Source organism: Shewanella sp. cp20 (assembly GCF_000832025.1).
Classification (GTDB): Bacteria; Pseudomonadota; Gammaproteobacteria; order Enterobacterales; family Shewanellaceae; genus Shewanella.
Genome location: NZ_JPII01000002.1, coordinates 1 through 16303, shown reverse-complemented (window position 1 = coordinate 16303; position 16303 = coordinate 1). Strand labels below are relative to the sequence as shown.

Here is a 16303-nt window from a genome sequence, read left to right as displayed (position 1 = left end):
CCTGAGATTGAGAATACGTCTTCGATTGGCAGAATGAATGCACCGTCGATAGCACGCTCTGGCTCTGGGATGTAAGTGTCTAGTGCTTCAGCTAGTTCGATGATCTTAGCTTCCCACTGCTCTTCGCCGTTTAGTGCGCCAAGTGCAGAACCCTGGATAACTGGTAGGTCATCACCTGGGAAGTCGTATTCAGATAGTAGTTCACGAACTTCCATCTCTACTAGTTCTAGCAGCTCTTCATCGTCAACCATGTCACACTTGTTCATGAATACGATGATGAAAGGTACACCAACCTGACGAGAAAGCAGGATGTGCTCACGAGTCTGTGGCATTGGACCGTCAGTAGAAGCTACTACTAGGATAGCGCCGTCCATCTGTGCAGCACCAGTGATCATGTTTTTAACATAGTCAGCGTGGCCTGGGCAGTCTACGTGTGCGTAGTGACGAGTTGGAGTGTCGTACTCGATGTGAGAGGTATTGATGGTAATACCGCGCTCACGCTCTTCTGGAGCGTTATCGATCTGTGCGAAATCTTTAGCTTCACCACCGTATGTCTTAGTCAGTACGTGAGAGATAGCAGCAGTTAGAGTTGTTTTACCATGGTCAACGTGACCGATGGTACCAACGTTAACATGGGGTTTACTACGTTCAAATTTTTCTTTAGCCACGATATATTCCTTTCTTTTCAGAAATACTCAGCCTTGCTGAGCAATAGCATTCAATTATGAGTTATAGACTAGTTTGCGATTATCCGCGCGCTTCTATAACTGATTTTGCAACATTCTGCGGCGCATCCGAGTACTTCAGGAACTCCATAGAGTATGAGGCACGTCCTTGGGTAGCGCTACGCAAGTCAGTTGCGTAACCAAACATTTCAGATAGAGGTACTACAGCTCGAACGATTTTGACGCCGCCAATGCCGTCGTCCATACCTTCGATCATGCCGCGACGTCGGTTCAAGTCGCCTACAACATCCCCCATGTAATCTTCAGGAGTGGTTACTTCAACCTTCATACAAGGTTCGAGTAACACAGGGTCTGCTTCGAGAGCACCCTTCTTGAAGCCCATGGAGCCGGCCACTTTAAACGCCATCTCGTTCGAGTCGACATCATGGTATGAGCCGTCGAACAGCGTTACTTTAACGTCCAGAACAGGGAAACCGGCGAGTACGCCATTCTTCATCTGTTCCTGGATACCTTTATCTACTGCAGGGATGTATTCTCTTGGAACAACACCACCAACAATCTCGTTGACAAATTCATAGCCGAAACCTTCTTCTTGAGGTTCAAGCTTCAACCAAACGTGACCAAATTGACCTCGGCCACCCGATTGACGAACAAACTTGCCTTCAACTTCTACACTCGAGCGAATAGTCTCACGATACGCTACTTGTGGTTTACCTACGTTACACTCGACACTGAATTCGCGACGCATACGGTCGACGATGATGTCTAGGTGCAACTCACCCATGCCAGAGATCAGGGTTTGACCCGATTCTTCGTTGGTTTCAACGCGGAAAGAGGGATCTTCTGCAGCAAGTTTCTGCAGGGCAATACCCATCTTCTCTTGGTCGGCTTGAGATCTTGGCTCCACAGCGATCGTGATTACGGGCTCAGGGAACTCCATACGTTCGAGAATAACTTTATGGTCAGCATCGCATAGGGTGTCACCTGTAGTAACATCCTTCAGACCAATAGCCGCCGCGATGTCACCAGCGCGGACTTCTTTGATCTCTTTACGGTCGTTTGCGTGCATCTGCACCATACGACCAATACGCTCACGCTTTTGTTTGACCGAGTTATATACGCCAGAACCCGTTTCCAATACGCCTGAGTAAACACGCACAAAGGTCAGTGTTCCTACGAATGGGTCTGTCGCGATCTTAAATGCTAACGCTGAGAACGGCGCATTGTCGTCCGCCGGACGCTCTACTTCATTCTCCTGCTCATCAATACCCTTAATGGCGGGTACTTCGACTGGCGATGGCAAATAATCGATAACAGCATCGAGTACCGCCTGCACACCCTTGTTCTTAAATGCAGAACCACAGGTGGCCAGTACGATCTCGTTAGCCAGAGTTCGCTGACGTAATGCTGCCTTGATCTCTTCTTCTGATAGCTCACCTTCTTCAAGGTATTTGTCCATCAGCTCTTCAGAGGCTTCGGCTGCACTCTCAACTAGGTATTCACGCATCTCATTGGCCTTATCGGCCAACTCCGCGGGAATTTCTTCATAAGTGAAGGTCATACCTTGATCTGATTCGTTCCAGTTAATGGCCTTCATCTTGATCAGGTCAATGACACCCTTAAACTCTTCTTCTGCACCTATGTTCAATTGAATAGGTACACAGGTCGCTCCCAGACGGTTACGTATCTGTCCAACGACGCGTTCAAAGTCAGCACCAGCGCGGTCCATCTTATTGACAAACACTAAGCGCGGGACGTGGTACTTGTCCGCTTGTCGCCATACAGTTTCGGACTGAGGTTCAACACCAGATGAACCACAGAACACAACTACTGCGCCATCGAGTACACGCAGCGAACGCTCAACTTCAATAGTGAAGTCAACGTGGCCAGGGGTGTCGATGATATTGATACGATGCTCGGTAAATTGAGCATCCATACCGCGCCAGAACGTGGTCGTTGCCGCAGAGGTGATAGTAATACCACGCTCCTGCTCCTGTTCCATCCAATCCATGGTGGCTGCGCCATCATGCACCTCACCGATCTTGTGAGACATACCGGTATAGAAGAGAACACGTTCTGTAGTTGTGGTTTTTCCTGCGTCAACGTGAGCACAGATACCGATATTACGGTAGCGCTCAATTGGAGTTGTACGAGCCACGATTAAACCCTCTTTACTAAGGTAGGTACCTTAGTGATGTAAAACATGGTGCAGGCAAACGCCTGCACCAAAAGATTACCAGCGGTAATGAGCAAACGCTTTGTTTGCTTCTGCCATACGATGCACGTCTTCGCGCTTCTTAACAGCAGTGCCTTTGTTTTCGGCAGCATCTAGCATTTCACCTGCTAGACGTAGAGCCATAGATTTTTCACCACGCTTACGTGCAGCTTCAACTAACCAGCGCATCGCTAGTGCGTTACGACGCACTGGACGAACTTCACATGGTACCTGGTAAGTAGAACCACCAACACGACGAGACTTAACCTCGACTGATGGACGTACGTTATCCAGGGCTGCTTCAAGGATCACTAGGTGCTCTTCGCCTTTCTTCTCAGCGACAACGTCTAGTGCCTTGTAAATGATTTTTTCAGCAGTCGACTTTTTGCCGTCCTGCATAATGACGTTGATGAACTTAGCCAGCAACTCACTATTAAATTTTGGATCTGGTAGGATTTTACGTTGTCCTACAACGCGACGTCTTGGCATAACAATTTCTCCGTATGCTTCAGGGACCCCAAAACTGGAATCTCAATTATCTCTAGCTTGGCCTTACTTAACGGAAAACGTTAAGACTTAGGACGCTTAGCTCCGTACTTAGAACGTCCTTGACGACGCTCACTAACACCAGCACAGTCTAATGCGCCACGAACAGTGTGATAACGAACACCAGGTAAGTCTTTAACACGACCACCACGGATTAGAATCACGCTGTGTTCCTGCAGGTTGTGGCCTTCACCGCCGATGTACGAAGTTACTTCGAAACCGTTAGTTAGACGCACACGAGCTACTTTACGTAGTGCAGAGTTAGGTTTTTTAGGTGTGGTTGTGTACACGCGAGTACAAACACCACGCTTTTGTGGACACGCATTCAACGCTGGCACGTTAGTCTTGATGACTTTTGGCGAGCGAGGCTTACGTACCAACTGGTTTACAGTTGCCATGTATAGCTCCGAATCAGTTGATAAACTCAACAGTAAGGTGTGAAAAATCTATATCCCACAGGTGTGGGACGCGAAATTTTAGAAAGGTAAGGGGTCGCTGTCAAGAAATAGCCAACTTTTTACCCAATTTAAGTAAAAAAAAGGCACCAGAGGTGCCTTTTTTACAATCTATTTACCGACTAGCACTGATTATTCAGGGCTGCCAGCCAGGTTCAATAGATCGGCAAGGTTCTGCTCTGCTTCACTTGCACTGATTGCCGGCACTTCTTCAGCCTGGCCACCCTGTGCAGCCTGGTTACGGCTGTTGTGATACGCATAACCGGTACCGGCCGGGATCAGACGACCCACGATAACGTTCTCTTTCAGGCCACGTAGCTTATCGCTCTTACCGCCTACGGCAGCTTCGGTCAATACGCGTGTGGTTTCCTGGAACGATGCCGCCGAGATGAATGACTCGGTCGCCAACGATGCCTTGGTGATACCCAGCAGTTCACGCTCGAACTTAGCAGGTGCTTTACCTTGCGCTTCCAGTTCGCGGTTAGCGATCTTGACGCGAGATACTTCAACCTGTTCGCCTGGTAGGAACTCACTGTCACCAGCTTCGGTGATCTCACACTTACGCAGCATCTGACGGATGATCACTTCGATGTGCTTATCGTTAATCTTCACGCCCTGCAGACGGTAAACGTCTTGCACTTCGTTAACGATATAGTTAGCCACCTTGTGAATACCGCGTAGACGCAGGATGTCGTGAGCTGCTTCTGGACCGTCGGCAATAACTTCACCGCGCTCCACCTTTTCACCTTCGAACACGTTCAGGTTACGCCACTTAGGAATCATCTCCTCGTATGGCTTACCACCATCGGCAGGAGTGATCACCAGACGACGCTTACCTTTGGTCTCTTTACCGAACGAGATAGTACCTGAGTACTCAGCCAAGATGGCAGGCTCTTTCGGCTTACGCGCTTCGAACAAGTCAGCAACGCGTGGCAGACCACCGGTAATATCGCGAGTCTTAGACGATTCTTGCGGAATACGTGCAAGCGCGTCACCAACGGCAATTTGTGCGTTATCGTCTTGGTTAACGATCGCCTTACCTGGCAAGAAGTATTGCGCTGGTACTTCAGTACCTGGAATCATCAGGTCGTTGCCATCGGCACCAACCAGACGGATCGCTGGACGCATCTCTTTACCAGCCGTAGGACGTTGACCCACATCCATCACAACGATAGAAGATAGACCTGTCAGCTCATCGGTCTGACGTGTCATGGTGACACCTTCGATCATGTCGACGAACTTGATGCTACCCGCTACTTCAGAAACGATTGGGTGAGTGTGCGGATCCCAGTTAGCGATGACTTCACCGGCGTTAACCGCTGCATCTTCCAGCTTCTCTAGGATAGTACCGTAAGGCACCTTATAACGCTCTTTCTCACGACCCAGCTCATCGATAATCGCGATTTCAGATGAACGCGAAACGATAACCAGCTTGCCTTCAGTGTTAACAACGTGCTTAGCGTTGTGCAGCTTAACCGTACCGGCGTTCTTCACCTGTACGTTGTTTTCTGCAGACGCTCTCGATGCCGCACCACCAATGTGGAAGGTACGCATCGTTAGCTGTGTTCCTGGCTCACCAATTGACTGAGCAGCAACAACACCAATCGCTTCACCTTGGTTGATCAGGTGACCACGTGCAAGGTCACGGCCGTAACATGCCGCACACACACCAAAGTCTGTGTCACAGCTGATGACTGAACGAACCTTCACTTCATCGACACTGTGCTTCTCAAGCTTGTCACACCATGCTTCATCAAGCAGGGTGTTGCGAGGCGCAAGAACATCTTCGGTACCTGGGTAGTAAACATCTTCTGCAACCACACGGCCCAGTACACGCTCACGTAGCGGCTCAACAACGTCACCACCTTCAATCAGCGGCTTCATGGTCAGACCTTCGTGTGTACCACAATCGTCTTCGATAACCACTAAGTCTTGTGCAACGTCAACCAGACGACGAGTCAGGTAACCCGAGTTCGCTGTCTTAAGTGCGGTATCCGCTAGACCCTTACGCGCACCGTGAGTAGAGATAAAGTACTGGAGTACGTTTAGACCTTCACGGAAGTTCGCCGTAATTGGGGTTTCGATGATCGAGCCATCTGGCTTAGCCATCAGACCACGCATACCCGCTAGCTGACGAATCTGTGCAGCACTACCACGAGCGCCTGAGTCGGCCATCATGTAGATGCTGTTGAACGAAGCTTGGGTTTCTTCTTCGCCATCACGGTTAATCACTGTCTCGCTAGACAGGTTATCCATCATCGCCTTAGAAACTTTTTCGTTCGCACTTGCCCAGATATCGATAACCTTGTTGTAACGCTCACCGGCGGTAACAAGACCCGACTGGAACTGCTCTTGAATCTCAAGCACTTCGGCTTCGGCATCGGCAACCAGAGTGTATTTCTCATCTGGGATAACCATGTCATTGATACCCACAGAGGCACCCGAAACGGTCGCGAAGTGGAAACCGGTATACATGAGTTGGTCGGCGAAGATAACGGTATCTTTCAGACCCAACTGACGGTAACAGGTGTTCAATAGCTTAGAGATCTGCTTCTTACCCATGTTCTGGTTAACCAGATCATAAGACAGACCCTTTGGCAGCACCTGAGACAACAGGGCACGACCCACAGTCGTATCAACGATACGGCGTGACTCGGTACGCTCTCCGTCTTCACCTATAGTTGTCTCGGTAATACGTACCTTAACGCGAGCGTGTAGCTCGGCAACGCCAGTACGGTATGCCTTTTCAACCTCGGCAACAGATTCGAACGCCATGCCTTCACCGCGACCGTTTACACACTCACGGCTGGTGTAGTACAGACCCAATACAACGTCCTGTGACGGTGTGATCACCGGCTCACCGTTTGCTGGTGACAGGATGTTGTTGGTAGACATCATGAGTGAACGTGCTTCCAACTGAGCTTCCAGCGTCAGTGGCACGTGAACCGCCATCTGGTCACCGTCGAAGTCAGCGTTGTATGCCGCACACACCAATGGGTGCAGTTGGATCGCCTTACCTTCAATCAGTACCGGCTCAAACGCCTGGATACCAAGACGGTGAAGTGTTGGTGCACGGTTAAGCATCACAGGATGCTCACGGATCACGTCATCGAGTACGTCCCAAACCTCTGGTACTTCACGCTCAACCATCTTCTTGGCGGCTTTGATGGTGGTGGCCAGGCCACGACCTTCCAGCTTGCCGTAGATGAATGGCTTGAACAGCTCAAGTGCCATCTTCTTAGGCAGACCACACTGATGCAGACGCAGAGTAGGACCTACGGTAATAACCGAACGACCTGAGTAGTCAACACGCTTACCCAGTAGGTTCTGACGGAAACGACCCTGCTTACCCTTGATCATGTCGGCCAAAGACTTCAGAGGACGCTTGTTAGAACCCGTGATCGCACGACCGCGACGACCGTTATCCAATAGCGCATCCACAGACTCTTGCAGCATACGCTTTTCGTTGCGTACGATGATGTCCGGTGCAGCTAGGTCTAACAGACGCTTCAGACGGTTGTTACGGTTGATCACGCGGCGATACAGATCGTTCAGATCTGAAGTCGCGAAACGGCCGCCGTCCAGCGGTACCAGTGGACGCAGATCAGGTGGCAGAACCGGTAGCACCTTGAGGATCATCCACTCTGGCTTGTTGCCAGACTGGTAGAAGGCCTCAATCAGCTTCAGACGCTTAGTGATCTTCTTACGACGAGTCTCAGAGTTGATCGATGGCAGCTCTTCGCGCATCTCTTCAATCTCTTTCTCAAGATCGATAGCACGCAGCAGCTCAAGTACTGCCTCGGCACCCATCTTGGCTTCGAACTCATCACCGTACTCTTCGAGTGCGTCGAGGTAGTTCTCCTCGGTCAGCATCTGACCGCGCTCGAGGCTGGTCATGCCAGGCTCGATCACCACGAAAGATTCGAAGTAAAGCACACGTTCGATATCACGCAGAGTCATATCCAGCATCAAACCGATACGAGACGGCAGAGACTTCAAGAACCAAATGTGTGCAACAGGGCTTGCAAGATCGATGTGACCCATACGCTCACGACGTACTTTAGTCTGGGTAACTTCAACGCCACACTTCTCACAAATCACACCACGGTGCTTAAGACGCTTATACTTACCGCATAAACACTCGTAGTCTTTAACTGGACCAAAAATACGCGCACAGAACAAACCTTCACGCTCAGGCTTGAAAGTACGGTAGTTGATGGTTTCTGGCTTCTTAACTTCACCAAATGACCAAGAGCGGATCAGATCAGGCGACGCTAGGCCGATCTTGATACCTTCAAATTCTTCAGTCTTGCTTTGCTGTTTCAGAAACTTTAATAAGTCTTTCACGTTTCTCTCCTGAAGGAGTTAAACCAGGTGCCCTGCTCTCGCAGAGCACCGTTTATTGCCAAACTTCGGCGATGGCCAAGTCTTACTCTTGATCCAGCTCGATGTTAATACCGAGCGAACGGATCTCCTTCAGCAATACGTTGAAGGACTCAGGCATACCTGGTTGCATCTGATGGTTACCGTCGACGATGTTCTTATACATCTGAGTACGACCGTTAACGTCATCAGACTTAACAGTAAGCATTTCTTGTAGCGTGTAAGCGGCACCGTATGCTTCAAGTGCCCATACTTCCATCTCACCGAAACGCTGACCACCAAACTGAGCTTTACCGCCCAGAGGCTGCTGAGTAACAAGACTGTAAGAACCTGTTGAACGCGCGTGCATCTTATCGTCAACCAAGTGGTTAAGCTTAAGCATGTACATGTAACCTACGGTTACTGGACGTTCAAACTCGTTACCGGTACGACCATCAAACAACTTCAGCTGTCCAGAGGTTGGCAGACCTGCTAGTTCAAGCATGTCCTTAATCTCTTTCTCTTTCGCGCCGTCGAATGCTGGGGTCGCAGTCGGAATACCGCCTTTGAGGTTCTTAGCAAGACGTAGAACTTCTTCATCGGTGAACGAATCGATATCGACCTGCTGCTGCACGCCTTCACCGAGTTCGTATACCTTCTTGATGTAGCCACGAAGCTCTGCAAGTTCACGCTGCTCTTCAAGCATAGCGGTGATGCGATCACCAATGCCCTTGGCCGCGGCACCTAAGTGCACTTCGAGAACCTGACCTATGTTCATACGTGATGGTACACCTAGTGGGTTCAATACGATGTCCACTGGGTTACCCTTTTCGTCGTACGGCATATCTTCGATTGGGTTGATCTTAGAGATCACACCCTTGTTACCGTGACGACCCGCCATCTTGTCACCAGGCTGGATAGTACGTTTAACCGCTAGGTAAACCTTAACGATCTTCAGTACGCCAGGTGCCAAGTCATCACCCTGGGTGATCTTGCGGCGTTTGATTTCAAATTTCTTATCGAAATCGGCTTTCAGCTCTTCATGCTGCTCGGCAAGTTGCTCAAGTTCAGTCTGCTTAGCTTCGTCTTCAATGGTTTGAACCAGTAGTTGAGGACGTGGCAGTGCATCAAGCTCAGCCTCTGCAAAACCAGCTCCTAGGAGCAGGTTACGTGCACGGCCAAAGACACCTTCTTCAAGGATCTTGAACTCTTCGGTCAGGTCTTTCTTAGCCTGAGCGATATGCATCTCTTCGATCTCTACAGCACGCTTGTCTTTCTCAACGCCGTCACGGGTAAATACCTGAACGTCGATGATGGTACCCTTAACAGAGTTAGGGACACGCAGTGAGCTGTCTTTAACGTCAGAAGCCTTTTCACCGAAGATAGCACGTAGTAGCTTCTCTTCTGGGGTCAGCTGAGTTTCACCCTTAGGCGTAACCTTACCAACCAGGATGTCGCCACCCTTCACTTCTGCACCGATGTAAACGATACCTGATTCGTCCAGCTTAGACAGCGCAGACTCACCTACGTTTGGAATATCGGCGGTGATCTCTTCGCTACCCAGCTTAGTATCACGAGCAATACAAGAAAGCTCCTGAATATGGATAGTGGTGAAACGATCCTCTTGCGCAACGCGCTCAGAGATTAAGATCGAATCCTCGAAGTTGTAACCGTTCCAAGGCATGAACGCGATACGCATGTTCTGACCAAGTGCCAGATCACCCAGGTCGGTAGACGGACCGTCGGCCAGTACGTCACCGCGAACCACAGGATCGCCAACGCTACAACATGGACGCTGGTTGATACAGGTGTTCTGGTTAGAACGGGTGTACTTGGTCAGGTTGTAGATGTCGATACCGGCTTCGCCAGGTGTCAGCTCATCTTCGTTAACCTTAACCACGATGCGGCTTGCATCGACATAGTCAACGTAACCACCACGCTTAGCGGCAACAACTACGCCTGAGTCGACAGCAAGTGTACGCTCAATACCAGTACCTACTAGAGGCTTGTCAGCCTTAAGTGTTGGTACTGCCTGACGTTGCATGTTCGCACCCATCAATGCACGGTTCGCATCATCGTGTTCTAGGAACGGAATCAGCGAGGCAGCCACAGAGATGATCTGCTGTGGAGATACGTCCATATACTGAACGTCTGCAGCGCGCATAAAGGTAGATTCACCCTTATGACGACAAGCGATCTGCTCTTCAACCATGCGGCCATCGGCATCGACTTCGATGTTGGCCTGTGCGATCACGTAGCGACCCTCTTCGATAGCAGACAGGTAATCCACCTGGTCTGTGATCACACCATCAACCACTTTGCGGTATGGTGTTTCGAGGAAGCCGTAAGAGTTGGTGCGTGCGAAGCTTGCCAACGAGTTAATCAGACCAATGTTTGGACCTTCAGGGGTCTCAATTGGACATAGACGACCATAGTGAGTTGGGTGAACGTCTCGAACCTCGAAACCTGCACGCTCACGGGTCAGACCGCCTGGGCCAAGCGCAGAGATACGACGCTTGTGTGTCACTTCTGACAGCGGATTGTTCTGGTCCATGAATTGAGACAGCTGAGAAGAACCGAAGAACTCTTTCACTGCCGCAGAAATTGGCTTAGCGTTGATCAGATCTTGTGGCATCAGCTCGTTAAGATCGCCCAGAGACAGACGCTCACGTACGGCGCGTTCTACACGAACAAGACCGACGCGGAACTGGTTCTCAGCCATTTCACCAACACTACGGATACGACGGTTACCCAGGTGGTCAATATCGTCGACTTCATCGTTACCGTTACGGATTTCGATGATCTTCTGCATTACTGCAACGATATCTTCCTTGGTCAGGATACCTGTACCCTCATCGTCATCGATACTGAGACGACGGTTGAACTTCATACGACCCACTTTAGACAGGTCGTAACGCTCTTCGCTGAAGAAGAGGTTTTGGAATAGCGCTTCGGCAGCATCCTTGGTTGGCGGCTCGCCAGGACGCATCATACGATAGATCTCAACCAGCGCCTCTAGACGGTTAGTGGTTGAATCGATACGTAGGGTGTCAGAGATATAGGCACCGTGATCAAGCTCGTTGATGTATAGGGTGTCAATCTCTTTGATGCCGGCCATAGACAGCTTAGCAAGATCTTCCAGGCTGATTTCGGCGTTAGCAGAAACCAGTACTTCGCCCGTATCAGGGTCGATGTAGTCTTGTGCAGCAATCTTGCCTGAGATGTACTCAACAGGTACTTCAAGCTCGGTAGTGTTTGTCTTTTCAAGTTGACGAATATGGCGCGCAGTAATACGGCGGCCCTTCTCAACTAGGATGTTACCTTCAGCATCTTTGATGTCGTAGCTAGCAGTCTCACCACGCAGGCGATCGGCAACCAGTGCCATGACTAGGCTATCTTTCTTGATCTTGTACTGAACACGTTCGAAGAACAGATCGAGAATATCTTGAGTCGAGTAGTCAAGTGCACGCAGTATGATAGACGCCGCAAGCTTACGACGACGGTCGATACGGACAAACAGTGCATCTTTAGGATCGAACTCAAAGTCCAACCATGAGCCACGGTAAGGAATAATACGTGCGTTATAAAGCACCTTACCTGAAGAGTGGGTCTTACCACGGTCGTGATCGAAGAATACACCAGGAGAACGGTGTAGCTGAGAAACGATAACACGTTCAGTACCATTGATAACAAAGGTACCGTTTTCAGTCATCAGAGGGATATCCCCCATGTAGACTTCTTGTTCTTTAATGTCTTTAACTGTGCCAGGCGCAGCTTCACGATCATACAGCACCATACGCAGTTTAACGCGTAGTGGAGCAGAGTATGTAACACCGCGAATTTGACACTCTTTCACATCAAAAACTGGCTCACCTAGCTTATAGCTGACATATTGCAGCTCTGAGTTACCAGAAAAGCTCTTGATGGGAAAAACGCTACGGAAAGCGGCTTCTAAACCACGCTCACCTGTAGGATCTTGATCGGTGAACTTCTTAAACGAGTCCAACTGGATTGACAGCAGGTAAGGGATATCCAACACTTGTGGACGCTTACCAAAGTCTTTGCGAATACGCTTCTTTTCAGAATAGGAGTAAACCATGGGTTTCCTCTGATTGCGAGATGTGACCAAGACTGAAACAACACTAAGTTGCAACAGCACGTTTGCCCATCACCGTTGAAAGCAAGAACCTAACCAATAATCTCTGCTAGGGACTGCGAAATCTGGCGACAAACGGTGAATAAAAAATCGCCTACGCTTACAGCGCAAAAAAGGCCGACGGTTAAAAAACCGTCAGCCTCCGCCCGATCACTCGGGAGGTTGTAAGTTAGAGTATAACTTACTTGATCTCTACTTGAGCACCAGCTTCTTCAAGATCTTTCTTCAGAGCTTCAGCTTCTTCTTTAGAGATGCCTTCTTTAACAGCTACTGGAGCTGATTCAGCCATACCCTTGGCTTCTTTCAGGCCTAGACCTGTAGCGCCACGAAGAGCTTTAATTACTGCAACTTTGTTGTCGCCGTGTGAAGCAAGAATTACGTCGAATTCTGTCTTCTCTTCAGCAGCAGCGCCTGCATCAGCACCACCAGAAACAACAGCAGCAGCGGCAGAAACGCCGAACTTCTCTTCCATTGCTTCGATTAGTTCAACAACTTCCATTACAGACATAGCTGCAAGGGCTTCTAAGATTTGGTCTTTAGTGATAGACATAACAAAAAATTCCTAATTGTACTGAATTCAATTTATTTAAGCGGCTTGTAAAATTAAGCAGCTTCTTTCTGATCGCGTAGAGCGGCCAATGTACGAACGAACTTGCCAGCAGATGCTTCTTTCAGAGTCATCATGAACTGTGCTAGTGCCTCTTCGTATGTTGGTAGTTTTGCTAAACGATCAATGTCGCTTGCAGGGATTAATTCCCCTTCAAAGGCTGCTGCTTTGATTTCAAAGTTCTCTTGCGCTTTAGCGAAATCTTTAAGAAGACGCGCAGCTGCACCTGGGTGCTCGTTAGAGAATGCAATCAAAGTAGGACCAGTAAACGTTTCGCCTAGGCACTCAAAATCAGTACCTTCAACAGCACGCTTAACTAGTGTGTTACGTACAACTTTTACGTAAACACCAGCTTCACGAGCGGTTTTGCGAAGACCGGTCATATCACCTACAGTCACACCGCGAGAATCGGCAACAACTGCAGATAAAGCACCTTTGGCAGCTTCGTTGACTTCAGCAACAATCGCTTTTTTGTCTTCGAGTCTTAATGCCATTGGCTTTACTCCTGGATTCAATCTAGGGATTGTCCCTAGCAATTACCATACTAAGTATTAAATACTCAGTTACTTACGGCGCGAATATCCAGGCAGAATAAAATCTATCTGGGGTCCGACACCGTCTACGTAGGAAATTAAGCTAACGCTTATGGTTAACACCTACGGTCTTGGACGTGAACCATTTCCACGAGTGAAAACGGTCCTCAACCCACAAGGTGCGCGCATTATAGACTAATCCCCGCACCTTGTAAAACAAGCTAAGAAATTAAGCTGTTGGGTTCAGAGTGCTCTGATCAACCGCAACACCTGCACCCATAGTGGTAGAGATGCTTACTTTCTTAACGAAAACGCCTTTAGCTGCAGCAGGCTTAGCTTTGATAAGCGCGCCTAGCAGAGCGTCTAGGTTTTCTTTCAGTTGAACTGGTTCGAAGTCCACTTTACCAATGGTAGTGTGGATGATACCGTTCTTGTCGTTGCGGTAACGAACCTGACCAGCTTTAGCGTTCTTAACAGCTTCAGCAACGTTTGGCGTTACAGTGCCAGTCTTAGGGTTAGGCATCAGACCACGTGGGCCCAAGATTTGACCTAACTGACCAACAACGCGCATTGCATCTGGAGATGCGATAACAACGTCGAAGTTCATTTCACCAGCTTTAACTTGTGCAGCAAGCTCGTCCATACCAACTAGCTCAGCACCGGCTTCTTTAGCGGCGTCAGCGTTAGCACCTTGAGTAAACACAGCAACACGTACTTCACGACCAGTACCGTGTGGCAGAACAGTCGCTCCACGAACGTTTTGGTCTGATTTACGTGGGTCAACACCTAGGTTAACCGCAACGTCAACACTTTCAACGAACTTAGCAGTAGCTAGTTCTTTCAGTAGTGCAACAGCTTCGTTGATGTCGTAGCTCTTAGTCGCTTCTACTTTTTCGCGGATCAAACGCGCGCGTTTAGTTAGCTTTGCCATGATATTAATCCTCTACTACCAAACCCATTGAACGCGCAGTACCTTCGATTGAGCGAGTCATCGCTTCAATGTCAGCACCAGTCATATCAGCGGCTTTAGTCTCAGCGATTTCCTGGACAGCGCTACGCTTGATAGTTCCCACTTTTTCAGTGTTAGGACGGCCAGAACCAGACTTAAGACCAGCAGCTTTAAGCAGCAGGAATGAAGCAGGTGGAGTCTTAGTTTCAAAAGTGAAAGAGCGATCAGTGTAAACAGTGATCACAACAGGAATTGGCATACCTTTCTCGAACTTTTCAGTACGAGCGTTGAATGCTTTACAGAATTCCATGATGTTGACACCTTTTTGACCCAATGCAGGACCAACTGGTGGCGACGGGTTTGCAGCACCGGCTGCTACTTGTAGTTTGATGTAACCATCAACTTTCTTTGCCATGAGACATTTTCCTCAAGTTTGGGTACAAACGCTAACGACGACATGCCGATTAGCTCCCCGAAAATAATGGGTGCGGATTATACAAAAAATCCGCACCCATTTCCAATACGTTTTGTGCTTTATTTAATCAGCTTTTTTCAATCTGGCTGAAATCTAGCTCTACAGGTGTTGAACGACCGAAGATCATTACAGACACCTTAACGCGGTTCTTCTCGTAATCGACCTCTTCCACTGTGCCGTTGAAGTCGGCAAATGGACCGTCGGTCACGCGAACCACTTCACCAGGCTCAAACATCACGCGATGAGTCGGAGACTCTGTAGTCTCTTGTAGACGCTGTAGAATCGCGTCTGCTTCGCGATCAGAGATAGGCGCTGGACGATCAGAGGTGCCACCGATAAAGCCCATCACACGAGGGATGCTCTTTACCAAATGCCAGCTTTCATCGTTCATTTCCATCTGTACTAACACATAACCAGGGAAGAACTTACGCTCGCTCTTACGACGCTGGCCTGCACGCATCTCGACAACTTCTTCGGTCGGTACTAGTACCTCGCCAAAGTATTGCTCCATGCCATGCATTTTGATGTGTTCAAGCAATGATTTGCATACACGACCTTCATAACCCGAAAAGGCCTGAACCACATACCATCTTTTTTTAGCTTCAGTCATACGAAATGCCTATACGCCCGTAATAAAATTAACAATTCTCAGCAGTACCGCATCCATTCCCCACAGAACCAATGCCAGTACGCCTGTTGCCGCCAGTACGATAAATGTCGTGTTTAGGGCTTCTTGACGCGTCGGCCATACCACTTTACGCACTTCAATGTGAGACTCGCGAGCGAAAGTCAGCGCTTGTTTACCCTTCTCGGTTTGAAGCGCAATAAAACCTGCTATAGCAAATGCCACTACGACACCGATAGCACGAACTAATACACTAGCTTCGCTATACATCTGATTAGCAATAATGGCGGCCGCTAGTAGTACGACTACTATGCCCCATTTAACGATATCCAGAGAGTTTCCCTGGTTTTCAGTATTTGTTGTCATCGGTTAATTCCGTTACTCACTACGACCTGAGCTTAAGTATGGTCAGGCATTAAAGACTCGCAACCGCGGAGATTGCCCAGACCACACCACTAACATTCTCCGAACTTACTCCCAGAGCAAGCAGTAAGCCCAGAGGGTCAAAAATCGGCCATAGATTGTATTCTTATTCCGCGCAGTAAGCAAGGCTAAGCCGCACAAGGATAAGCACAATATCTGAGAGACCTAAAACAAAAAAGGCAGCCTAAGCTGCCTTTTTCAGTGTGTTTATAAAATCAAACGCGATTAAGCGATGATCTTAGCAACAACACCAGCACCAACTGTACGGCCA

Annotated in this window: 12 protein-coding genes; all 12 read right to left on the bottom strand. The window is 48.9% G+C overall.

What is annotated here, in order from left to right; genetic code table 11:
• Positions 1-668, bottom strand: a 668-nt coding sequence (locus tag DB48_RS00105; RefSeq protein WP_041508316.1) for a GTP-binding protein, incomplete at its 3' end; no start/stop codon positions are given.
• Between the two features lie 79 nt (positions 669-747).
• On the bottom strand, positions 748-2844 hold the full coding sequence (fusA, locus tag DB48_RS00100) for an elongation factor G (RefSeq protein WP_041508315.1): 2097 nt from the start codon (positions 2842-2844) through the stop codon (positions 748-750).
• 75 nt (positions 2845-2919) lie between these two features.
• Positions 2920-3390: a 30S ribosomal protein S7 gene (rpsG, locus tag DB48_RS00095; protein ID WP_041508314.1), complete on the bottom strand. Its 471-nt coding sequence runs from the start codon at positions 3388-3390 to the stop codon at positions 2920-2922.
• An 80-nt stretch (positions 3391-3470) separates the two neighbouring features.
• Positions 3471-3845 carry a 30S ribosomal protein S12 gene (gene rpsL, locus DB48_RS00090; RefSeq protein ID WP_011863962.1) on the bottom strand — a complete coding sequence of 125 codons (375 nt, stop codon included), beginning with the start codon at positions 3843-3845 and terminating at the stop codon, positions 3471-3473.
• A 189-nt stretch (positions 3846-4034) separates the two neighbouring features.
• Positions 4035-8249 carry a DNA-directed RNA polymerase subunit beta' gene (gene rpoC, locus DB48_RS00085; protein WP_041508313.1) on the bottom strand — a complete coding sequence of 1405 codons (4215 nt, stop codon included), beginning with the start codon at positions 8247-8249 and terminating at the stop codon, positions 4035-4037.
• Between the two features lie 82 nt (positions 8250-8331).
• Positions 8332-12363 (bottom strand): DNA-directed RNA polymerase subunit beta, encoded by a 4032-nt coding sequence (rpoB, locus tag DB48_RS00080; protein WP_041508312.1) that lies wholly within the window; start codon positions 12361-12363, stop codon positions 8332-8334.
• Between the two features lie 238 nt (positions 12364-12601).
• The gene (gene rplL, locus DB48_RS00075) at positions 12602-12970 is read right to left on the bottom strand and encodes a 50S ribosomal protein L7/L12 (RefSeq protein ID WP_041508311.1); all 369 of its coding nucleotides are present in this window, start codon (positions 12968-12970) and stop codon (positions 12602-12604) included.
• 53 nt (positions 12971-13023) lie between these two features.
• Positions 13024-13521 carry a 50S ribosomal protein L10 gene (gene rplJ / locus DB48_RS00070; RefSeq protein ID WP_041508310.1) on the bottom strand — a complete coding sequence of 166 codons (498 nt, stop codon included), beginning with the start codon at positions 13519-13521 and terminating at the stop codon, positions 13024-13026.
• A 268-nt stretch (positions 13522-13789) separates the two neighbouring features.
• Positions 13790-14491, bottom strand: a complete 702-nt coding sequence (rplA, locus tag DB48_RS00065; protein ID WP_011863957.1) for a 50S ribosomal protein L1 — start codon at positions 14489-14491, stop codon at positions 13790-13792.
• Positions 14492-14495: 4 nt separating this feature from the next.
• Complete coding sequence (rplK, locus tag DB48_RS00060; protein WP_011863956.1) at positions 14496-14924, bottom strand: 50S ribosomal protein L11; 429 nt, start codon at positions 14922-14924, stop codon at positions 14496-14498.
• 127 nt (positions 14925-15051) lie between these two features.
• Entirely contained in the window at positions 15052-15594 is a 543-nt protein-coding gene (nusG, locus tag DB48_RS00055) for a transcription termination/antitermination protein NusG (RefSeq protein ID WP_041508309.1), read from the bottom strand.
• A 9-nt stretch (positions 15595-15603) separates the two neighbouring features.
• A complete protein-coding gene (secE, locus tag DB48_RS00050) occupies positions 15604-15975 on the bottom strand; it encodes a preprotein translocase subunit SecE (RefSeq protein ID WP_041508308.1) in 372 nt (123 codons plus the stop codon).
• Positions 15976-16303: the final 328 nt, after the last annotated feature.